The organism is Granulibacter bethesdensis (assembly GCF_001889545.1).
In the GTDB taxonomy this organism is placed as follows: Bacteria; Pseudomonadota; Alphaproteobacteria; order Acetobacterales; family Acetobacteraceae; genus Granulibacter; species Granulibacter bethesdensis_B.
Genome location: NZ_CP018194.1, coordinates 2,558,750 through 2,581,229, shown reverse-complemented (window position 1 = coordinate 2,581,229; position 22,480 = coordinate 2,558,750). Strand labels below are relative to the sequence as shown.

At 63.5% G+C, this 22,480-nt stretch carries 16 protein-coding genes; 6 read left to right on the top strand and 10 right to left on the bottom strand.

The window, feature by feature from the left end:
• Positions 1-6 precede the first annotated feature (6 nt).
• Positions 7-1,638 carry an exodeoxyribonuclease VII large subunit gene (gene xseA, locus GbCGDNIH8_RS11870; RefSeq protein ID WP_072573350.1) on the bottom strand — a complete coding sequence of 544 codons (1,632 nt, stop codon included), beginning with the start codon at positions 1,636-1,638 and terminating at the stop codon, positions 7-9.
• 61 nt (positions 1,639-1,699) lie between these two features.
• On the opposite strand from xseA, the gene purD reads away from it, so the two are divergent.
• The gene (purD, locus tag GbCGDNIH8_RS11865; RefSeq protein ID WP_072573349.1) at positions 1,700-2,974 is read left to right on the top strand and encodes a phosphoribosylamine--glycine ligase; all 1,275 of its coding nucleotides are present in this window, start codon (positions 1,700-1,702) and stop codon (positions 2,972-2,974) included.
• Between the two features lie 31 nt (positions 2,975-3,005).
• Here purD and GbCGDNIH8_RS11860 read toward each other — a convergent pair whose 3' ends face one another.
• From GbCGDNIH8_RS11860 to GbCGDNIH8_RS11845, 4 genes are read right to left on the bottom strand one after another with little or no spacing between them, the layout of a single operon-like run.
• A complete protein-coding gene (locus GbCGDNIH8_RS11860; protein ID WP_072573348.1) occupies positions 3,006-4,427 on the bottom strand; it encodes a hypothetical protein in 1,422 nt (473 codons plus the stop codon).
• Between the two features lie 10 nt (positions 4,428-4,437).
• Positions 4,438-5,889: a ribosome biogenesis GTPase Der gene (gene der, locus GbCGDNIH8_RS11855; protein ID WP_072573347.1), complete on the bottom strand. Its 1,452-nt coding sequence runs from the start codon at positions 5,887-5,889 to the stop codon at positions 4,438-4,440.
• A gap of 1 nt (position 5,890) precedes the next feature.
• The gene (locus tag GbCGDNIH8_RS11850) at positions 5,891-7,264 is read right to left on the bottom strand and encodes an outer membrane protein assembly factor BamB family protein (protein ID WP_081369006.1); all 1,374 of its coding nucleotides are present in this window, start codon (positions 7,262-7,264) and stop codon (positions 5,891-5,893) included.
• A gap of 3 nt (positions 7,265-7,267) precedes the next feature.
• On the bottom strand, positions 7,268-7,936 hold the full coding sequence (locus tag GbCGDNIH8_RS11845) for a tetratricopeptide repeat protein (RefSeq protein WP_072573345.1): 669 nt from the start codon (positions 7,934-7,936) through the stop codon (positions 7,268-7,270).
• Positions 7,937-8,149: 213 nt separating this feature from the next.
• Here GbCGDNIH8_RS11845 and GbCGDNIH8_RS11840 point away from each other — a divergent pair, with 213 nt between their 5' ends.
• Positions 8,150-9,475, top strand: a complete 1,326-nt coding sequence (locus tag GbCGDNIH8_RS11840) for an MFS transporter (protein WP_072573344.1) — start codon at positions 8,150-8,152, stop codon at positions 9,473-9,475.
• Between the two features lie 28 nt (positions 9,476-9,503).
• Here the strand turns inward: GbCGDNIH8_RS11840 and GbCGDNIH8_RS11835 are convergent, their stop codons facing one another.
• From GbCGDNIH8_RS11835 to carA, 5 genes are all read right to left on the bottom strand, one after another.
• Entirely contained in the window at positions 9,504-10,838 is a 1,335-nt protein-coding gene (locus GbCGDNIH8_RS11835; protein WP_072573343.1) for a dihydroorotase, read from the bottom strand.
• Positions 10,839-10,870: 32 nt separating this feature from the next.
• Positions 10,871-12,067: a threonine ammonia-lyase gene (locus GbCGDNIH8_RS11830; RefSeq protein WP_072573342.1), complete on the bottom strand. Its 1,197-nt coding sequence runs from the start codon at positions 12,065-12,067 to the stop codon at positions 10,871-10,873.
• A 9-nt stretch (positions 12,068-12,076) separates the two neighbouring features.
• Positions 12,077-12,550 carry a transcription elongation factor GreA gene (greA, locus tag GbCGDNIH8_RS11825; protein WP_011632989.1) on the bottom strand — a complete coding sequence of 158 codons (474 nt, stop codon included), beginning with the start codon at positions 12,548-12,550 and terminating at the stop codon, positions 12,077-12,079.
• A 103-nt stretch (positions 12,551-12,653) separates the two neighbouring features.
• Entirely contained in the window at positions 12,654-15,932 is a 3,279-nt protein-coding gene (gene carB / locus GbCGDNIH8_RS11820; protein ID WP_072573341.1) for a carbamoyl-phosphate synthase large subunit, read from the bottom strand.
• Positions 15,933-16,027: 95 nt separating this feature from the next.
• A complete protein-coding gene (gene carA / locus GbCGDNIH8_RS11815) occupies positions 16,028-17,374 on the bottom strand; it encodes a glutamine-hydrolyzing carbamoyl-phosphate synthase small subunit (RefSeq protein ID WP_072573340.1) in 1,347 nt (448 codons plus the stop codon).
• Between the two features lie 110 nt (positions 17,375-17,484).
• Between carA and GbCGDNIH8_RS11810 the strand changes: the two genes are divergently transcribed.
• Genes GbCGDNIH8_RS11810 through GbCGDNIH8_RS11795 form a run of 4 tightly spaced genes read left to right on the top strand, consistent with a single transcriptional unit; the run spans position 17,485 to position 22,449 of the window.
• Entirely contained in the window at positions 17,485-17,940 is a 456-nt protein-coding gene (locus GbCGDNIH8_RS11810) for a GatB/YqeY domain-containing protein (protein WP_072573339.1), read from the top strand.
• 32 nt (positions 17,941-17,972) lie between these two features.
• On the top strand, positions 17,973-19,823 hold the full coding sequence (dnaG, locus tag GbCGDNIH8_RS11805; protein ID WP_072573338.1) for a DNA primase: 1,851 nt from the start codon (positions 17,973-17,975) through the stop codon (positions 19,821-19,823).
• Between the two features lie 54 nt (positions 19,824-19,877).
• Positions 19,878-21,839, top strand: a complete 1,962-nt coding sequence (rpoD, locus tag GbCGDNIH8_RS11800; protein WP_072573337.1) for an RNA polymerase sigma factor RpoD — start codon at positions 19,878-19,880, stop codon at positions 21,837-21,839.
• A 37-nt stretch (positions 21,840-21,876) separates the two neighbouring features.
• Entirely contained in the window at positions 21,877-22,449 is a 573-nt protein-coding gene (locus GbCGDNIH8_RS11795; protein ID WP_072573336.1) for a GNAT family N-acetyltransferase, read from the top strand.
• Positions 22,450-22,480: the final 31 nt, after the last annotated feature.

Below are 22,480 nucleotides of genomic sequence, written 5' to 3'. Positions count from 1 at the left end.
TGGGATTTACAGCAGCAGATCCCCCTGCTTCTGCTGGCCTGACTTTTTTCGGGCCGTGCGTCTGACAGAGACATCGCCGTTTCCAGCCGGTGGCGTGCTCCCTGCCGGATGGCCTGTTTCCTGTACGGTTTTCTCGCCATCGCTGAAGCGCAAGGTGAGCGTCTGCCCGCTGGCGATCCGGGCCGCCCGGGTGACGGCATGGCCATCATGATCCAGCACCAGCGCATAGCCGCGCGCCAGCACCGCCTGATAGGAAACGCTCTCCAGCCTTGCGCCAAGCCCGTCCAGCCGCGCCTGTGCCTCCCGCAGCCGTCCGGGCAGGGGGGCTGCCTTCATGCGGGCAAACAGGGGCCGGGCGTCACGCAGATGCAGATGAAGACTGTGCCGCAGACCAGCCCCCAGTTGCAGCGCATGCAGCCGCAGGGCACTGCTTTTATGGGCCAGCAGCATGGGCATCGCCACATGCAGACGGTTTTCGGCCCCTCGCAGGTGCTGGCGGGTTTCGGCAATAATATGGGCGGGACGAGGCAGCCGTAATGCTGTATTCCGTAACGCGGCCCGTCTTGCCGCCAGCAGGCCAGGCAGCGCCATGCCCAGTCGCAGCGAGCGGTCATCCAGCCTCTGTCGCGCATGACCAAGCAGGGAGGGCAGATCAGGCAGAAGACGCTCGGCCTGAGCCAGCACCAGCCGCGCGCCCTGCGTCATCCGGCTCAGCGCCCCGCCGAGCCGCGCAGTCTTGTGAGCCAGATCAGCCGCGAGTTCGGCCCGCATCGGCACCGCCAGTTCGGCCGCGGCCGTCGGGGTGGGCGCACGCCGGTCGGAGGCATAGTCGATCAGGGTTGTATCGGTTTCATGGCCGACCGCGGAAATCAGGGGGATCGGGCAGGCGGCGGCGGCGCGGATGACGACTTCCTCATTGAACGCCATCAGATCTTCCAGACTACCGCCTCCTCGCGCCACGATCAGCACATCGGGACGGGGGACCGGTCCATCCGGTGGCAGCCTGCCGAATCCGTCGATCGCGGCGGCGATTTTCGCGGCGGCCCCTTCGCCTTGCACCGGCACCGGCCAGAGCAGGACCGTGCGGGGAAAGCGCCGGGCGATGGTGGTGCGGATGTCCTGAAGAACGGCCCCTTTTTCAGAGCTGACCACTCCCACGACGTGCGGCAGCAGCGGCAGGGCGCGTTTGCGGGCGGCATCGAACAGCCCTTCCTCCGCCAGACGCTGACGCAGCATCTCGATTCGCGCCAGCAGCGCTCCAGCTCCCGCATACTCCATCCGGTCGATGATGAGCTGGTAGGAGGAACGATCCGCATAGGAGGAGATTTTGCCGGTCGCGACCACCTCAACTCCGTTTTCAGGCAGCATACCGAGGCGGGGAACGGCGAATTTCCATACGACGCCTGCAATTTTGCCGCCCTCATCCTTCAGCGACAGATAGATATGGCCGGATGGGTAGCGCTTGACCTCGGTCAGCTCGCCGCGCACGCGCACACGTCCGAATGCGCCTTCCAGCGTGCGTTTGATTGTGCCGGACAGGTCGGAGACCGAATATTCGGGAATATTGTCCAGCCCCCGGTTGCCGGATACCACGGCAGGGGTTTCTGGGGTCGGATGTGGATTGGATGAATCGTCCATGGCCGCAGCCTATGCTACATGCGGCCAGCTTTGAAGAACGCAGGCAGAAGGCGGGATCGTAATGCGGGTTCTGGTGATCGGATCGGGCGGCCGGGAACATGCTTTGTGCTGGGCGCTTGCCGCCAGCCCGATGCTGGAAAAATTGTGGTGCGCCCCCGGTAATCCGGGCATCGCCGCCCATGCGGAGCTTGTCCCCCTTGCTGTGACGGATATCGCGGCTCTGGTTGCTTTCGCACGGGATCATGCGGTTGATCTGGTGGTCCCCGGCCCTGAAGCGCCGCTGGTGGCGGGACTGGCCGATGCGCTGAAAGAAGCGGGAATCCGCTGCTTCGGTCCGAGCGCGGCGGCAGCGCAGCTGGAGGGCAGCAAGACTTTCACCAAGGAAGTGGCCGATGCTGCCGGTATTCCCACCGCCCGCTGGGAACGGTTTGAGGATGCGGAAGAAGCCCGCGCCTTCGTGCGCCGCCGCGGTGCGCCGATCGTTGTGAAAGCGGATGGACTGGCGGCTGGCAAGGGCGTTGTGGTGGCGGCCACGGTGGAGGAAGCGGAGGCCGCGATTACCGCCATGCTGGAGGATGGCAGCCTCGGTGCGGCGGGGGCTTCCGTGGTGATCGAGGAATGCCTGATCGGTGAGGAAGCCTCGCTGTTCGCCCTGTGTGATGGGGAGCACGCGCTGCTGCTGGGCGGGGCTCAGGATCACAAGCGGGTGGGCGAAGGCGATACCGGCCCGAATACTGGCGGCATGGGGGCCTACACCCCGACCCCGTTTCTGACGCCGGAAGCGGCGGATGCAGCGATGAAACGCATCGTTACCCCCGCTCTGGCGGAAATGGCGCGTCGGGGCACACCGTTCAGGGGTGTGTTGTTTGCCGGTCTGATGCTGACGGCGGATGGTCCTCAACTGATTGAATTCAATGTCCGTTTTGGTGACCCGGAATGTCAGGCCCTGCTGCCGCGTCTGAAATCTGACCTGCTGGCGGCCTTGCGGGCGGCCTGTGACGGAGAGCTGGGCGCGTTCGATCTGCGCTGGAGCGAGGATGCGACGGTCGCTGTCGTGGTGGCAGCGAAAGGCTATCCCGGCACGCCGGAGCCATCTGGACCGATCGGAGGGCTGGAGGATGCGGCTGCCGTGCCGGGCGCGCTGGTGTTCCATGCCGGAACCGTCCGACGGGGGGATGAAATCCATCCTGCCGGTGGCCGTGTGCTGACGGTGGTAGGGCGCGGTCCTGATATTCAGACGGCCCGTGACGTGGCCTATCGTGCCGTGGCGGCGCTGCGCTGGCCGGAAGGATTTTTCCGTCGTGATATTGGCTGGCGCGCCTTGCGCTCAGCCTGATCGGGGTAAGGAGCCCGGAACCGTGCCGGTCTCACCGTCCGCAATGCTGACGCACATAGGCGATGGAAGCCGGTGTGGTGGGATGTGCGCGGTCGCACCAGGACGGGCGGGGATGGCGTGGGCGTTTTGGCCGTGACGATGATTTCGGCACCTGGGTTGAATCCGGTGGGTCTGGCCAGACCGAGGGCATCAGCAATATCACCCCGGCCGGCAGACGAGCATTGCGGGTCAGGCCGGGATTGACTTCCAGCAAGGCCTCCACCGCCGCATCATCATCACGGTCGATTGTGCCCAGCAGAATCTCGCCGATCGTGCCGGAACGCGTCAGCCGATAGGGATGCGGCGGCTGGGGCAGATCGTCAGACTCGTCAGCGGGGCCGGAGGATGAAGGCTGAGGCTCGGGCTGGGTGATGAGAGAGGGCGCTTCGGCCGCGGCCTTCGTTTCAGGCCGGCTGTCCGGAGGCGGCGGAGGCGCTTCCGGCGTTGCGGCCATACCGGTTTGTTGCACTTCCTCCGGCTGCGCCGGAACGGGCCCGGCTGATACGGCGGATGGGGTGCCTGATCTGATAAGGTCGGGCAGGTAGCGTGCGGCTGCCCACCAGCTCAGCAGCGCAAGAACCGCTACAACGATGGACAGGATCATGGGGGGCGAGATCAGGCCGGGTTCGCGTGTTTTGCCATTGGCCTTTTCCGCCGTCAGGCTTCTGCCTGCCACCATGGCGACGATGGAAGCATCCACCGGCCTGATGCCTCGCTCCTGTGCCAGTACCAGCGCCTGACGGGTCAGTCCTGCCAGCCGTGCCGGGCTGAACCGGGCCTGAGCCAGCAACAGTTCCACAGCATCCGGCGTTATGACGGAGGACAGGGTCTGTCCGGCCTGTTCGATGGCAAGGCGCAGAATATCCCGCATTTCCGAAGCAGTCGGCGCAGGCAGCGTGACATGCAGCCGTTCCGTTTCGGCAAGTGAGCCGAGCGGCCCGTCCAACAGGGCCTTACCAGCCCCCTGTCCCCCGATCAGGATAGCCTGAAACACGCCTTTCCGTTCATGCAGCAGATCGACGAGGGCAGCCTGTGCAGTATTCTGCAACGTATCGGCGGTCTGAAAGATCAGAATGAAAGGGGGTTGCTGTCCGGTCCCGGCAGCGCGTTCCTCTTCCGTATGGGCCTGCTGCCGGAGCTGTTCTCCACTCAGCAGCAAAGTGTTGGCGATCTCGATCACGTCGCCGATGGAGGAAGCGGACAGGGCAGATGTCAGAACTGTCCTGCGGCCGGTGCCGACTTCTCCGTCGATGATGATCAGCGCCCGACCGGATTGTATCGCTGCGGCGATTTCGTTCGCCGCGGCCTGCTGTGATGCGGTCAGGGAGGGACCATGCGCCGGGGCAAACGGGTCTGCCGTCAGGCCGTGAAAATCACGGACACTGTGCTGCTCATTCTGCGGGACGCCGTTCATACTACCCGGTTCATTTATCTGCGTACGGATTTTTGGTGCCACGGAGTTGCAGGCGGATCGGTGTGCCTTTCAGTCCGAACGCTTCACGCAGGCCATTGACCAGATAACGCTGATAATCTTCCGGCAATTGTTCCGCGCGGGTACCAAACAGCACAAAGGTGGGTGGCCGTGCCTTGGCCTGCGTCATATAGCGCAGTTTCAGGCGCCGCCCGTCCACCAGCGGTGGCTGGTGGCGTTCCAGCATCGCCTCGAACCAGCGGTTCAGCTCACCGGTCGCTACGCGCTTGTTCCAGATTGCATGCGCCTCCCGCACGGCAGGCAGCAGACGCTGTACCCCGGATCCGGTCAGGCCGGACAGGGTCACCACCGGAATGCCGCGGCACTGCGTCAGGCTTGTCTCCAGCCGGTCGGAAATGGCGCGGGCGGCCTTGCCGCGATCTTCCACCGCATCCCATTTGGTCAGGGCGAGCACCGCGCCGCGTCCCTCGCGCTCCACCAGACGGGCGATCTGAAGATCCTGTTCGTGCAGCCCTTCCGTGGCATCCACGGCCAGCACCACGATTTCCGCCATTTTGAGCGCTTCGATGGAGGCACTGACAGACATTTTTTCCAGCGATTCGTCGATCCGCGCCCGGCGGCGCAGACCTGCTGTATCCACCAGTTCGATCTCGCCGATCTCATCGGACAGGGTGACGCTGATGGAATCGCGCGTCAGCCCCGGTTCCGGCCCGGTAATGACGCGGTCTTCACCCAGCAGACGATTCAGCAGGGTGGATTTGCCAGCGTTCGGACGACCGACGATCGCCAGTTTCAGGGGCTTGGGTGGCCCCTGCTCAACGGTGTTTTCTTCGTCTTCCCATGCTTCGGCCTCGCCCCGGCGCTTGCGCTTCGGCATGTCGGAGGGCCGGTCCGCTTCTGTGGAGAGCCGGTCGGCGATTTCCCGCATCAGATCGGCAATCCCCAGCCCGTGCTCGGCAGAGACCGCCAGCGGATCACCCAGACCCAGCCGGTAGGCTTCCAGCGCCTCTGCCCCCGCGCCGCGTGCCTCGGCCTTGTTGGTGACCAGCAGCACCGGACGGTTCTGGCGGCGCAGCCAACTGGCGAAATGTGTGTCGGCGGGGGTGATGCCGCTGCGGGCATCGACCACGAACACCACCAGATCGGCCTGCGAGACAGCCGTTTCCGAGGATTGCCGCATCCGCCCGGCAATTGTGTCCTGCGGCGCTTCTTCCAGCCCGGCCGTGTCGATCAATTTGACCAGACGTCCGCGCAGCATTGCTTCCGCCTCTTTGCGGTCACGGGTGACGCCGGGCGTATCGGCAACCAGCGCCATGCGGCGGCCGACCAGACGGTTGAACAGGGTGGATTTGCCGACATTGGGCCGCCCCGCGATCGCCACGACAGGCAGGCGTTCCGCAGGGGCTTCGGCAGCAGTCTCGGAGGGAGGGGGCAAATCGGTCATCTCAACGGTATGCGTGCAACAGGCCGTCGGCGGTGATCACGAAGACCGTGCCCTGCGCGACGATGGGCGGAACGGCGGCCGCATCGGACAGATCACGGACGCTGCTGATCTTGCCGGAAACCGGATTGAGCGTGATCATTTTGCCGTAATTGCTGACCAGCACCAGACGATAGCCCGCCATGATCGGGCCGAACCATTGCGCACGCTCGCCGCGATTATTGGCCTTGCTCCAACGCGGCAGCTGGGTTTCCCATGCCACCACCCCATCATTGCGGGATATGGCGATCACCTGCTGGCTGGTCAGGGTAGTGAACAGCCAGTCTCCGGCCAGCCACGGGGTCTGTCCTCCGCCCGCCGGACGCTCCCACAGACGTCGGCCGGTGCGCAGATCCAGTGAAACGAACTGACCACCCAGCCCGATGACATAGACCTGATTGCCGTCGATCACCGGCAGGCCGGTGACGGCTGACAGATCAGACAGGCTGGTGCGGCCGGAGGCCGAGGCGATGCTGTCGGTCCATACCACTGATCCAGTGGCGGCGCGCAGGCCGATGACATCGCCGGAGCCGAAGCCGGCAATAACCAGACCATCCGCATAGGCAGGGGCGGGGTCACCGAGCAGGCTGGTATCGGCCTCGCTGGCCTGATGCGACCAGAGTTTTTTACCGTTGGAGGCATCAAAGGCCACAATCTGCTGTTCCAGAGTGGTCAGGAACAGCTTGCCTTCGGCATAGGTCGGGCTGGAGCGGGACGGTACACCGATTTTCACGCGCCATTTCTGCCGTCCCTTGGCGGCATCCAGCGCAATCAGATCGCCGCGTCCGGTGACGGCATAGAGCGTGCCGGTATCGTCGGAGGTCAGACCGCCGCCGATATTGGTGCTGCGGTCGTCTTCCTGCTGGGTCACGAATTCCCAGGCCATGGCCCCGGTCTTGACGTCAAAGGCTCGTACCAGCGCATTGCTGTCGATCGTATAGACCAGATTGTATTTGACGATGGGCGTGCTGGTGATCTTCTGGCGATAACCGCTGCCGTCACCGACCTGTGCGGTCCATACTTCCTTCATGCCCTTGATGGCGACATTATCGACATGATGCGTGGGATTGGCACCCGGCTGTGACCAGTTCTGCAGCGGCGCATCCGAGGGAAACGCGATCGCAGGGGGCGAGGAGGCCACAGGCAGCACGTCGCTGAGCGGCAGCACGGTTTCACGCCGACCGGGCAAAGGCGGTTTGTCCGCCGCGAACCAGCTGTCCAGCATGCTGCACCCGCCAAGGCTGACAGCAGACAGGGCCAGCAGCGCCATCGCGGAGCGTTTTCCGGCGGCTGCTTTATTCCGAGCGGATGGACGAGCCGGGCGAATACGGAATGTCATGTCTCAACCACCGAACTTCGCGAGCAGCCCGGTTGCCCGGTTCCGCACGCCTGGAGGAGCGTTTTCATCTTGGGAAAGCCTCTGAAGCCCCCGCTTGGCATCATCCATGCGGCCCTGCCGGATGTCGAGCAGAGCGGTGCCTTCCCGTGCAAATGGCTGCCATGGATTACCATCGGCCAGCAGGGGGGCCAGCTGCCCGCGCAGGGTCGCGGGATCGCCATCATCAAGCTGGTTCAAGACCGATTGCAGTGTGGCCAGATCGCGCAGCGCCGGCAGCGCCGCCCTATCATTGCTGACCGTCGCGTAAATGGCTTCGGCCCCTTTTTTGTCTCCGCCAGCCGTCAGCAGGGCGGCAGCCCGCATCCGCGCCAGCGTTGTATAGCTTTCCGGGCTGTCCTTGGCGAAGGCGATCAGGGCCTGTTCGGTTTTCGCATCGGGCACGATATGAACAGGCGGGGCCAGCGGATCGACAGGATTACGGGTGAGGGCAAGGAAACGCTCTGCCGCGGCTGCATCCTGACGATGCTTGTACCAAAGCCAGCCCTGCCAGCCAGCGGCGCCGAGAATGACCAGCAGCACAAGCCCGACTGCCGGGCCGCCATAGCGGACCAGCAGTTTTTTGGCGCGTTCTGCACGCAGATCTTCCTCGACCTCATCAAAGATGTCGGCCACGCAGTGTCCTCGCAAATCTGGCAACGATTGCCTGAAGAATGGGATTGCCTGAATAATGGCCGCGGACCATAGCCGCGCCAAGCCTCCGGAGCAAACGGTGAGGACGCAGAACAGGGCATCCAGGCCGGAAAATCCGTCTTTTTCCGGAACAATGTTCGAGAAGCGGTGCGATTTTCAGGCGACAGGTCTCTTTTGCAACGGTATGCAGCTTTCATGACTCAGTCGGCATATCCCGCGACAGCATCCGGCAACATCAGTGCGGAGCCAGCGATGGAGGCCGTGCCGCTGCGCCGCATCGTGGTGGCCAGTTTTATCGGTACGGCGGTCGAGTTCTATGATTTCTATATCTACGCCACGGCGACGGCACTGGTGCTGGGACCGTTGATGTTTCCGGCGGCCTCCCCCGCGGCGCAGTTGCTGAATGCCTTTGCGACCTTTGCCATTGCCTTCGTCGCCCGGCCCATAGGGGCTGCTTTGTTCGGGCATTTCGGCGACAGGATCGGGCGTAAATCCACTCTTGTTGCCTCTCTTCTGATCATGGGTATTTCGACGGCTCTGGTCGGATTATTGCCCGGCCATGACAGGATCGGCGCTTTGGCGCCTGCTTTGCTGTGCCTGCTGCGTTTCGGGCAGGGACTCGGGCTGGGAGGGGAGTGGGGCGGGGCGGCTCTGCTGGCCATGGAGAATGCGCCGGAGGGAAAACGCGCCTGGTACGGCATGTTCCCACAACTGGGTGCCCCCATTGGATTTATTGCCGCCAACGGGCTGTTCCTGATTCTGGCCCTGACGCTCAGTGACGAAGCCTTTCGCAGCTGGGGCTGGCGGGTGCCGTTCCTCCTGTCGCTGCTGCTGGTGATCCTCGGGCTGTATGTGCGGCTGAAGCTGACGGAAACGCCGGCTTTTCGCCGCGTGCTGGAACGGAAGGAGCCGGTTGCAGTGCCGTTCCGCGCCGTGCTGGTCGGGCATGGGCGGGCGACGGTGCTCGGCATGCTTTCCATGGTGTGCTGCTACGCCCTGTTTTATCTCTGCACTGTGTTCATCCTTGGATATGGCACCACGGTGCTGCATTATTCCCGCCCGGTATTTCTGGGCCTGCAATGTGCGGCCATTGCTTTCATGGTGGTGGGAGCACCGCTCGCTGCCCTGCTTGCGGACCGTTACGGCAGGCGGCCCGTGCTGATGGCGGTGATGGGTCTGGCAGGGGTGCTGGGCTGCCTGCTCGGCCCTGCGCTCGGCAGCGGCAGTGTGGAGGCGGTTTTCCTGTTTCTCTGCGCCGGCCTGATGACCACCGGCATGCTGCTGGGGCCAATGGGCGCGCTGCTGCCGGAACTGTTTCCGGTGAAGCTCCGCTATACCGGTGCGTCGTTGTCGTTCAGTCTGGGGGGGATCGCCGGGGCGTCGCTGGCGCCCTATATCGCACAGCGCCTGTCCGATCTGGGTGGTCTGCACTGGGTCGGATATTATCTGACCGTGGCGGCCCTGATCAGCATGATCGCCGTCGCACTGATGCCGGAGACGAAGGACGCACCGGAACGCTGATCGGCACGCCCTTCCCCAATCAGGGAGATCACGGCAGGAAGGAGATCAGCCGGCCAGTGGCCTCACCCTGTAACTCTCCATCGCGCATTGCGACATGGCCGCGCAGGACGGTGCCAACCGGCCAGCCTTTGCAGAGCTTGCCTTCGAACGGACTCCAGCCGCAGGGGGAGACAAGCCAGGAAGCTTCAATCCGCTGCTCCCGTCCCATATCCACCAGCGTCAGATCGCCATCATAGCCGACAGCCAGACGGCCCTTGCCAGTCGCGCCATAAACGCGCGCCGGACCGGCCGCCAGCAGATCGACCAGCCTGGCCAGGCTGAGCCGTCCGGCTGAAACATGATCAAGCATGACCGGAAGCAAGGTTTGCACCCCCGTCAGACCGGCAGCGCAGTCTGGCCAGGGACGCTCCTTTGCTTCCCGCGGATGCGGAGCATGGTCGCTGCCGATCGTATCGACCAGACCGTCATTGACCGCCTTCCAGGCCGCTTCGTAATGCCGCCGGTCCCGCAGGGGCGGGTTCATCACCGCATAACCGCCGAGCGTTTCGTAGCATTCGGGAGCAATCTGGGTCAGATGGTTCACCAGCACCTCGCTGGTGGCGACATCGCGGAAATCTTTCAGATACTCGAATTCCTCCGCTGTGGAGGTGTGCAGAATATGCGCCGGGCGCCCGGTCTTGCGTGCCAGCGCCATGATGCGGCGTGTGCCGAGGAAAGCGCATTCCTCATCCCGCCAGATCATATGGTTTACATAGGGCATGCCGCTGGAAAATGACGGGCGGCGCTCCTGCAGCCGGTATTCATCCTCGCTGTGGAAGGCGATGCGACGATGGCCGCTGCGCATCACGGCTTCGATGCTGGCATCATCCTCGACCAGCAGGTCACCGGTGGAGCTGCCTGCGAACACCTTGATGGCGCAGATCCCGGGCTGATGTTCCAGCGTGGCCAGATCCTGAATGTTGGTCTTGGTGGCTCCGACATAGAACCCCATGTCGCACCAGGCGGTACGGCCGATATGCTCCTGTTTCCATCGCACTGTTTCCGCATCGATGATGGAAGGGCTGGTGTTCGGCATGTCATAGACCGCCGTCAGACCACCCAGCACCGCGCCGCGTGTACCGGTTTCGATGGTCTCCACGCTGGCATTGCCGGGGTCACGCAGATGGACATGCGGATCGGTCAGCCCCGGCAGCACATGCAGGCCGGATGCATCCAGCACCTGCCCGGCACTTGCGGAGGCAGGGGCGGAGAGGGTGACGATGACTCCATCCCGGATACCGATATCCGTCTGTACTTCACCCCAGGGCAGAATGCAGCGACCGTTCCGGACCAGCAGATCGAAATAAGGTGCGGCGCTGGACATCGGGACGGAGCTCCTGAGCGTGTGGTGAAGGCTTACAGCCGGGTGACGGTGTAATGCTTCTCCAGCTCTGCCGCTACTGCCGCGCCATGTTCGGGGTCGCGGGCCTCGAACATGATTTCCAGCCTTGCGGCCTTGACGCTGGGGGAGGTGAAGAGGCGATGATGGGACACTTCGATGATATTGCCGCCGGAATCGCCGATATGGGCGGAGATTTCGGCCAGCACGCCGGGACGGTCCGGAATATCCAGCACCAGACGCATCAGGCGCCCGTCCCGCAGCATCACGCGTTGCAGCACATGGGCCAGAATACGGCTGTCGATATTGGCCCCGCAGAGGGGAATACCAACCTTGCGGCCCCTGAACAGATCGGGAAAGGACAGCAGCCCGGCGACTCCTGCCGCACCGGCTCCTTCCGTGACGATCTTGGCATTTTCGGCCAGCAGGGAGATGGCGTTTTCGATTGCGACCTCGGTAACGACCAGAATATCGTCCACATAGGTGCGCACCACGTCGAGCGGAAGCTGCCCGACATCGCGCACGGCAATCCCTTCGGCGATGGTTGAGCCACCGACCTCGACCGTACGGCCCTGCAGGGCCTGCACCATCGCGTCATATCCTTCGGCCTCGACACCATAGATGCGGATGGCCGGATTGATGGCTTTGGCTGCCACGGCACAGCCCGCGATCAGTCCGCCCCCGCCGATGGGGATGATCAGCGTATCGAGATCCGGCGCATCCTCCAGCATCTCAAGCGCATGGGTGCCCTGACCGGCCATCACCCCTTCATCATCATAGGGGTGGATGAAGGTCAGGCTCCGCTCGGCGGCGAGGGTCCATGCATGCTCGGCGGCTTCGGCGAGTGTCTTGCCGTGCAGCACGACATGCGCGCCCCATTGCGCCGTGCGGGTCACCTTGGTGGCCGGGGTGAACTGAGGCATCACGATCGTGGCCTCGATCCCCAGCAACTGGGCATGGCGGGCGACGGCCTGGGCATGGTTGCCGGCTGACATGGCGATCACACCGGCGGCCCGCTCTCCGGCGGAGAGCATGGCCAGACGATTGGCGGCGCCCCGCTCCTTGAACGCACCGGTTGCCTGCAGAACATCCAGCTTCAGCCAGATATCGGCACCGGCAAGCTGGCTGAGCGTACCGTTTCGCAGGGTGGGAGTACGCACCACCTTTCCGGCGATCCGCTCCGCAGCCGCCCGGACATCTTCAAGACCGATCATGGGAATGGCTCAGAAGAAACGGACGCTCAGGATTTCATAGCTCCGGTCGCCACCTGGCGCCGGCACGGAGATGGTGTCACCGGGCTTCTTCCCGATCAGCGCCTTGGCGAGCGGAGAGGAGACGGAGAGCAGTCCCTGCTTGATATCGGCCTCATGCAGCCCGACGATCTGATAGGAGGCTTCCTTGTCGGTTTCCTCATCCACGATCTGGACATGGGCGCCGAATTTCACCTGATCGCCGCTCAGCGTGGAAGGGTCGATCACTTCCGCGGCGGAGACGATGACCTCCAGCTCCTCGATGCGGCCTTCGATGAAGCTCTGGCGCTCCCTTGCGGCATGATATTCGGCGTTTTCGCTGAGATCGCCATGGCTGCGGGCCTCGGCGATGGCGCGGATGACGGCGGGACGCTCCACTGATTTCAGTTGGCGAAGCTCGTCCTCCAGGCGCTGCAAACCGCCGGCGGTCATCGGAAACTTCTGCACTTTGGGTCAGTCCTCGGCAAAAAACGGATCATGTCCAAACATGATCGGCCCGTGCCGCCAGATACCACGGCATTGAGCAGAGGTATCCGGCAGTACCGGGCGATCAGAACGAACGATGAAAGTATGATTGCAGCGGCGCGACTTCAAGTGTTCCTTCACGCAGGGCGGCTATGGCATGGACGGCGGCCCGTGCCCCGGCCATTGTCGTGTAGTTCGGAATACCGTGCGTCAGGGCGCTGCGCCGGATATCGAAACTGTCGCTGACCGACTGCGCACCGGAATTGGTGTTGATGATCAGCTGAATATCGCCGGAGCGGATCGCATCCACGCAATGCGGGCGGCCTTCCAGCACCTTGTTCAGCACATTCACTTTCAGCCCGGCCTCCTGCAACCGTGCGGCGGTGCCGCGCGTGGCGGCCAGACGGAAGCCCAGCTCCACCAGCTTGCGGGCGACCGGCAGCAGCGCAGTCTTGTCGGTATCGCGGACGGACAGGAACACCGTGCCGGAATCCGGCAGCTTGACCCCGGCACCGAGCTGGCTTTTCGCGAAAGCGCGTTCGAAGCTGGTATCCAGCCCCATGACCTCGCCGGTGGATTTCATCTCCGGCCCCAGAATGGTGTCGACATTAGCCAGCCGGGCGAAGGGGAACACCGCTTCCTTGACCGCGACATGCGGCAGACGCGGGGTGGGGCCGAGGTCGAATTCGGTCAGTCTGGCCCCGGCCATGACACGGGCGCCGATTTTCGCCACCGCTACGCCGGTCGCCTTGGCGACGAAGGGCACGGTGCGACTGGCGCGCGGATTGACCTCCAGCACATAGATGCGGTCACTGCCATCGGTTTCCCGCTTGATCGCGAACTGGACGTTCATCAGCCCGACGACCTGAAGGCCGCGTGCAAGCGCCTCCGTCTGTGCTCCCAGCTCATCCACCAGCGCGGGAGAGAGGGAGTAGGGCGGCAGGGAGCAGGCGCTGTCGCCGGAATGGATCCCGGCTTCCTCGATATGCTCCATCACCCCGGCGACATAGACGCGCTCGCCATCGGCGATGCAGTCCACATCCACCTCGATGGCGTCGTTCAGATAGCGGTCGATCAGCACCGGATTGTCGCCGGAGACGCGCACGGCTTCGCGCATGTAGCGGTTCAGCCCGGCATGGTCATAGACGATTTCCATGGCCCGTCCGCCCAGCACATAGCTCGGGCGGATCACCACCGGATAGCCGATGCGGGCGGTGATGGCTTCCGCTTCCTGCGCCGAGCGGGCGATACCGTTTTCCGGCTGAAGCAGGGAGAGGCTGTTGAGCAGAGCCTGGAAGCGCTCCCGGTCCTCCGCCGCGTCGATCGCATCCACGCTGGTGCCGAGAATCGGGATTCCGGCGCGGGACAGGGCATGGGACAGCTTGAGCGGGGTCTGGCCGCCATACTGCACGATGCAGCCCAGCACGGTGCCGCTCTGCTGTTCCCGGCGGATCAGGTTGATGACGTCCTCGGCGGTCAGCGGCTCGAAATACAGCCGGTCGGAGGTGTCGTAATCAGTGCTGACGGTTTCCGGGTTGCAGTTGACCATGATGGTCTCGAACCCGGCCTCACGCAGGGCGTAGGCGGCATGCACGCAGCAGTAATCGAACTCGATTCCCTGCCCGATCCGGTTCGGGCCGCCACCGAGGATGACGATTTTCTGCCGGTCGTTGGGGTTTGATTCGCAGGACGGAACCCCGAACCCGCCCTCATACGTGCCATACATGTAGGAAGTGGCGGAGGCGAACTCGCCCGCGCAGGTGTCGATGCGCTTGTAGACCGGCATGACGCCGAGCTTCTCGCGATGCGCCAGAATGTCCGCTTCGGTCTTGCCGGTCAGGGCGGCGAGGCGGGCATCGGAGAAACCGAGCGCTTTCAGCGCGCGCAGGGAGCGTGTGTCCTCCGGCAGGCCGTGGGCACGAATATGGGCTTCGGTGGTGACGATCTTCTGGATTTCACGCAGGAACCACGGATCGAACTTGCAGGCCGCGTTGACATCCTCGACCGACAGGCCATGGCGCAGCGCCTGTGCGGCGACCAGAATACGGTCGGGGCGCGGCGTGGACAGGGCGGCGCGGAATGCATCCGGGCCTTCGCCATCGAGCGTGATGTCATCCAGCCCGTTCAGGCCGGTTTCCATGCTGCGGAAGGCTTTCTGCAACGCTTCGGAGAAATTGCGACCAATGGCCATTGCCTCGCCCACCGATTTCATGCTGGTGGACAGCAGGGCCGGTGTGCCGGGGAATTTCTCGAAGGTGAAGCGCGGCATCTTCACCACTACATAGTCGATGGTCGGCTCGAAACTGGCCGGCGTGGTGCGAAGCTGGCCGTCGATTTCCATTTTGGTGATGTCGTTTGCCAGCTCGTCCAGCGTATAGCCGACGGCGAGTTTCGCGGCGATCTTGGCGATGGGGAAACCGGTCGCCTTGGAGGCAAGGGCGGAGGAGCGGGACACGCGGGGGTTCATTTCGATGACCACCATGCGTCCGTCAGCCGGGTTTACACCGAACTGGACGTTGGAGCCGCCCGTATCGACGCCGATCTTGCGCAGACAGGCGATGGAGGCATCGCGCATGCGCTGGTATTCGCGGTCGGTCAGGGTCAGGGCCGGGGCTACCGTCACGCTGTCGCCGGTATGCACGCCCATCGGGTCGATATTCTCGATGGAGCAGATGATGATGCAGTTATCCGCGCTGTCGCGGACCACTTCCATCTCATACTCTTTCCAGCCGAGCACGCTTTCCTCGATCAGCACCTCGGTGGTGGGGGAGGCATCGAGGCCGGAGGTGACGATCTGTTCGAACTCCTCCTTGTTATAGGCGATGCCGCCGCCCGTGCCGCCGAGTGTGAAGCTGGGGCGGATCACCGCCGGCAGGCCAACATGGGCCAGCCCCGCACGGGCTTCTTCCAGCGTGTGGGCGATGACACTGCGTGGGCTTTCAATGCCGATTTCATCCATGGCATCGCGGAATTTCAGCCGGTCCTCGGCACGGTCGATCACATCGGCCTTCGCGCCGATCAGTTCCACCCCATGCCGCTCCAGCGCGCCGTTGGCATGCAGCTGCATCGCGGTGTTCAGCGCAGTTTGTCCACCCATGGTGGGCAGAATCGCGTCCGGCTTTTCCTTGGCGATGATGCGCTCGACCACATCCGGGGTGATCGGCTCGATATAGGTGGCATCGGCCAGATCGGGGTCGGTCATGATCGTGGCGGGGTTCGAATTCACCAGAATCACCCGGTAGCCTTCTTCGCGCAGCGCCTTGCAGGCCTGTGCGCCGGAATAGTCGAACTCGCAGGCCTGACCGATCACGATCGGCCCGGCGCCGACGATCAGGATGGAGCGGATATCTGTACGTTTCGGCATGGCCGGAATTCTCCTTTCCGCCCGCTTCGGAGCCGGGCGGCGAACCCGGCAGGCAGGGCCGGGCTATCCTGAAAAAAGGGGCGCAGGCTCGGGTCTTACGACCCCAGCATGTCCACGAAACGATGGAACAGATGATGGCTGTCGCTGGGGCCGGGGCTGGCTTCCGGATGATATTGCACGCTGAAGCAACGCTTCGACGGCGCGGCGATACCCTCGTTCGATCCGTCGAACAGGCTGACATGCGTGACCTCCACCCCCTCAGGCAGGGAGGACGCATCCACGGCGAAACCATGATTCTGGCTGGTGATCTCCACGCGACCGGTTGCCAGTTCCTTGACCGGCTGGTTGGCCCCGCGATGCCCGAGATCGAGCTTGTAGGTTTTGGCCCCCAGCGCCAGAGACAGCAGCTGGTGGCCAAGGCAGATGCCGAAAACCGGCTTGCCAGCGTCCAGCACGCCACGAATGGCAGGCACGGCATAGGCGGCTGTTGCGGCCGGATCGCCAGGGCCGTTGGACAGGAACACGCCATCCGGATTGTGCCGCAGGATATCCTCGGCGGAGGCGGTGGCCGGCACGACCGTCACCCGGCATCCGGCATTGGCGAGGCTGCGCAGGATGTTGCGCTTCGCTCCGTAATCCACCGCCACGACATGATGCTTCGGCGTGGGCGCGGAGAAGGCTCCGGGCCAGGACCAGGTGCCTTCGGACCATTCATAGCTCTGGGTGCAGGAGACGTCCTTCGCCAGATCCAGCCCTTCCAGTCCGGGCCATGCGGCGGCGGCTTCTACCAGGGCGGCAATGTCGAAATGCCCGTCCGCAGGAAAGGAGATGATGCCATGCGGCGCGCCCAGATCACGGATGCGCAATGTCAGCGCGCGCGTATCCACACCTGAAATGCCGGTGATGCCGCGATGCTGAAGCCAGGCGTCAAGGCTGCTTTCCGCCCGCCAGTTCGAGGCGGCGGTAATGTCTTCCTTCACCACCAGCCCGCGTGCGGCGATGGTGGCGGCCTCCATATCATCCTTGTTGGCGCCGACATTGCCGATATGCGGGAAGGTGAAGGTGATGATCTGTCCGGCGAAAGACGGGTCGGTCAGGGTTTCCTGATATCCGGTCAGCCCGGTGCTGAAGCAGATTTCAGCCGGCTGCGTCGCCTGTGTCGGCGCGCCGAAGCCGCGTCCCCAGAACAGCGTGCCATCGCTGAGCGCCAGCACGGCGGTGGCCCCTTCCGGAGGCGCTTCCATCAGCGTGGTGCGGGCCGGGGCGCCGGGAATATCCTCCAGCGTAATGCCGAGCGACTCGATCAGTGCGGGCCAGTGGCGCGCGGGGATCGAGCGGGACTGACGCCACTTGCGAAGGGCTTCCGTGCCCACGCCAAGCCTGCGTGCAGCGCCGTCCGCGCCGCCCAGGCGTTCGATGATATCGTCTACACTGGTTGTCATGCGTGCTAATATAGGGCACCCAAAGGCGCTTGGGAAATAATTTCCCACTTTCGACATAATTTTTCTCACTTCCCGATTTCGGGAAATCAAATACCAGATGGAGGCCCGCCATGGCCCTGCGCGATGACTTCATGGACCAGATGAAAACCGCGATGAAAAGCGGCGATACGGCGCGTGTCGCGGCCATCCGGCTGATCATCGCCAAAATGAAGGAGCAGGATATCGAGGCACGGGCCAAAGGGGAAACAGTAGATGATACCGCGCTTCAGGTGATGATGCGCGGCATGATCAAATCCCGGCGGGAGAGCGTGACCCTCTATCTTCAGGGAAATCGCCCGGAACTGGCGGAAAAGGAAGAGGCAGAGATCGCGGTGATCGAAAGCTTCCTGCCGCAGGCCATGGATGAAGCCGCGACGGCGGCGGCTGTCGATGCGGCGATCGCGGAAAGCGGCGCAAGCGGTGTAAAGGATATGGGGAAAGTCATGGCGGTGCTGCGGGGGAAATATGCGGCGACCATCGACATGGCGTCCGCCGGGGCGCTGGTGAAAGCACGTCTGAACGGCTAAAGCCGGAACCTCCTGCAAGGGGGCGTGCCGGAATGGCTTTGTCGCCTGATTTTCTGGATGAGTTGCGGGCGCGGACGCCGATTGCTTCGGTGATCGGTCGTCGCGTCCGGCTGAGCAAAGCCGGACGCAACTGGAAAGGCTGCTGCCCTTTCCATGGTGAGAAAACGCCCTCTTTTTACGTGTATGACGACCATTTCCACTGCTTTGGCTGTGGTGTGCATGGGGATGTCGTCAGTTTCGTCATGCAGTCGCAGGGGGCCGGTTTTCTGGAGGCGGTGGAGCAGCTTGCCGCCGAGGCCGGGCTGGATATGCCAAAGCCGAGCCGGGAAGAAGCCCGGCAGGCCGAGGCCCGTGCCGGGGTGCATGAGGTTCTGGCGCAGGCCGGTGACTATTATGCGACGTTGTTATTACAGCCGGAGGGTCAGCGTGGCCTGACCTATCTGCTGGAGCGGGGATTGAGCGAGGCGACGATCCGCCGCTTCGGTCTGGGCTGGGCGCCCGCGCGGGGTAGTCTGACGGCGGCGATGGCCGGAAAGGGGATCACCCCGGAGCAACTCGCCGAGGCCGGGTTGCTCCGGCTGGATGAGGATGGTCCGACTCGCCGTCCGTGGGACCAGTTTCATGAGCGGGTCATGTTCCCGATCCGTGACCGGCGCGGCCGGATTATCAGCTTCGGGGGCCGTATTCTGGGCGATGGACAGCCCAAATATGTGAATGGCCCTGAAACGGCGGTCTTTTCCAAGCGGCGGTCACTTTATGCGCTGGATCTGGCGCGGGAGGCAGTGCGTGGCGGCGCGGCATTGCTGGCTGTCGAAGGCTATATGGATGTCATCGCCCTGCATCAGGCCGGGTTCAGCGGCGCCGTGGCCCCGCTCGGCACGGCGCTGACGGAGGAGCAGCTTGATGCGTTGTGGCAGCTTTCCCCGGCGCCGATCCTGTGCTTCGACGGGGATGCGGCTGGTGCGCGGGCCGCGCTGCGGGTGGCGGAACTGGCGCTGCCTTTGCTGACGACCGAACGCACCCTGTCTGTGGCGAGGCTGCCCCCCGGCGAAGATCCTGACAGCCTGATCCGCGCGCGTGGGTCGGATGCATTCTCCGCTGTGCTGGACGATGCACGCAGACGCAGCTTTGCCGATGCGCTGTTCGCCATGCTGCGGGAAGGGCAGGCGCTGGACACGCCGGAGCAGCGGGCCGTGTTTCAGCGCCGCCTGAACGATGCCGCTGCCCGCATTGCAGACAAGACGCTGGCGGCTGAATACCGCTCGGCCCTGCGTGAAAAATTTTACGCGCTGCGCCGCCCTGCCGCAGGTGCTCGCAGAGGGGGAAACTATGGCGGAGGAAGCCGGTGGAGCGGCTGGCAGTTCACTCAGCCCGCGCCGAACCGTCTGGACCCGGCTCTGGCTGCGGAAATGGCCGGGATCGAACGTTTGCGTATTCTGACCGCCATTCTGCTCAGCCATCCGTCGCTGCTGCATGATGTGGAGGAAGCTTTCGCCACGCTCGACCTGCCGGACTGGCTGGACAGGCTGCGCCGGGCGATCCTTGCGATCCCGGATCATACGGACCCGCTTGACTCGGAGGGGCTGATAGACCACCTGCAACGCTCGGGGCTTGGTCGGGAGGTGGAGCGTGTTTTCGCGCCTCATCCTTTTCCGCTTCCAAACTGTGCGGTTTCCGGCGGCGCGGTGATGCCGGCGGAGGCCGAGGCGGCATGGTGGCACATTTTTGGCTTTCTGCATCAGGATCGTCTGGATCAGGAAGTCATGGCGGCGCAGCGTGCGTGGGATGAACATGGGGACGAGCAGAGCCAGCGGCGGCTGACGGCGCTGGTTCAGGCACGTGATAAGATAAGGCGAGGCGAATCGGATGATCCCGAGGCATAAGCCGCGGTTTCCGTGTCGGGCTCGCCTGTGATGTGTTGAGGAGTGGTTTGATCGATGGCAACGAAGCAGGCTGCTACCGCGGAGAGCGCGTCGTCAGAACAGGATGTGGAAACGACCCTGCTCGACACGCAGTCCGCATCGGTGAAACGCCTGATCGCGCGTGGCAAGGAGCGGGGGTACATCACCTTTGACGAGCTGAACGCTGTCCTGCCATCGGAGCAGAACAGCTCCGAACAGATCGAGGACGTGATGGCCAATCTCAGTGAGATGGGCATTCAGGTCGTCGAGGGTGAAGAGACCGAGGAAAGTGGCGAGCCCGCCGCCCGTGCCGAACGGGCGGAAGAAACCGAGGATGAGGAACGCTCCGGCAATGTGGACGAGGAAAGCCTCGGCCGCACGGATGACCCTGTCCGCATGTATCTGCGCGAGATGGGCAGCGTGGAGCTGCTGTCGCGTGAGGGCGAAATCGCCATCGCCAAGCGTATCGAGGCCGGTCGCGACATGATGATCGGCGGGTTGTGCGAAAGCCCGCTGACATTCCGCGCCATCATCACCTGGCATGAACGTCTCAAGGCCGGTGAGATGCTGCTGCGTGACATCATCGATCTGGAAGCCACCCAGGGCGGTCCGCCGCCCGGTGTGGAAGGCGGAGAAGAAGGGGCCGAGGAAGGCGAGGCAGATGCCGAAGCCTTCGCCCCGCCGCCCCCGCCTGAAGAATCCGAGGATGGAGACGATGCCGACGGTATCGGCATGTCCCTCTCTGCGCTTGAGGAAAAGCTGAAGCCGGAGACGCTCCAGCGGTTCGAGGAAATCGAGGCGATCTATAAAAAATTGTCCAAGATGCAGTCAAAGCGTCTCGACAGCTTTACCTCCGGTGAGGAGGTGACCGCCCGCTCGGAAAAAACCTATGAGAAAATGCGTGATGAACTGGTCGCCAAGGTCAGTGAGGTCAGGCTGCATAACGGACGGGTGGAGGAGCTGGTCCTTCAGCTCAAGCAGCTCAACCAGCGTCTGACCGGATTGGAAGGACAGCTGCTGCGTCTGGCGGAAAGCTGCAAAGTGCCGCGTGACTCCTTCCTGGAACAGCACCGTAATCATGAGCTGGAGCCAAACTGGCTGGAGCGTGTCTCCACCCTGCCCGGCAAGGCATGGAAGAATTTTTCGGCCCGTTACCCGCAGGAAGTGGGCCTGATTCGTGGCCGGATCGGTGAGGTGGCGGCAGATGCCGGACTGCCGATCCCCGAATTCCTGCGTGTTTACAAGACCGTCAATCGCGGTGAACGCGATAGCGCCCGCGCCAAGAAGGAGATGATCGAGGCCAATCTGCGTCTGGTGATCTCTATTGCCAAGAAATACACCAATCGCGGCTTGCAGTTCCTTGATCTGATTCAGGAAGGCAATATCGGCCTGATGAAGGCGGTGGACAAATTCGAATATCGCCGTGGCTATAAGTTCAGCACCTATGCGACATGGTGGATCCGTCAGGCGATCACACGTTCCATCGCCGATCAGGCCCGCACCATCCGTATCCCGGTGCATATGATCGAGACGATCAACAAGCTGGTGCGCACCAGCCGCCAGATGCTGCACGAGATCGGGCGTGAGCCGCAGCCGGAGGAACTGGCTGAAAAACTCGGCATGCCGCTGGAGAAAGTGCGGAAAGTTCTGAAGATCGCCAAGGAACCGATCAGCCTGGAAACCCCGATCGGTGACGAGGAAGACAGCCATCTGGGTGATTTCATCGAGGACAAGGCGGCGATCATTCCACTGGATGCTGCGATTCAGGCCAATCTGCGTGAAGCAACCACCCGCGTTCTGTCCAGCCTGACCCCGCGTGAGGAACGTGTGCTGCGCATGCGCTTCGGGATCGGCATGAATACAGATCACACGCTTGAAGAAGTCGGCCAGCAGTTCAACGTGACCCGTGAACGCATCCGTCAGATCGAGGCCAAGGCGCTCCGCAAGCTGAAACACCCCAGCCGGAGCCGCAAGCTGCGCTCCTTCCTGGACGATTGATCGGCTGGAGGGTGTCCTGTGGCGGGGGCATGGCCGGATGAGCGGTTCCGAACCCGTCATCCGCGCGCATGTGACGGTGACGTTTCTGCGGATGGACCGCCCGCCTGCCGTCCCGGCGCCTGCATTGCCTGAGGGGGTGCGCGTCGTTCGGGTCATTTCACCCGACCTTGCATTCTACCGCTTTCTCTATGCGACGGTGGGGGCGCCCTATCTGTGGTGGTTGCGGCGGGTCATGCCGGACCGGGATCTGGCGGCGCTGTTGTCCGATCCGCATGTCGGGGTGTTCGTCCTGGAAGCAGACGGGCAGACAGCCGGCTTTTATGAGCTGGATGCGCGCTATGCGCCTGCTGTCAATCTGAGCTATTTCGGCTTGATGCCGGGCTGGGTGGGGCGTGGGCTGGGCCATGCTTTTCTGCGGCATGCGGTGGATATGGCCTGGGCGAGCGGTTCCACGCGCTATGTCACGGTGAATACCTGTAACGCTGATCATCCACGGGCATTACCGTTGTATCGCCGGGTCGGATTTCACCCCTACCGCCAGATGGTCGAGCGCTGGAACATTCCCGTCCGATTGGGCATGGTGGTCCCGGAGCATCTGCAACAGGGCTGACCGAGAGGGCGTTAGACTTTATCGTCAGGAC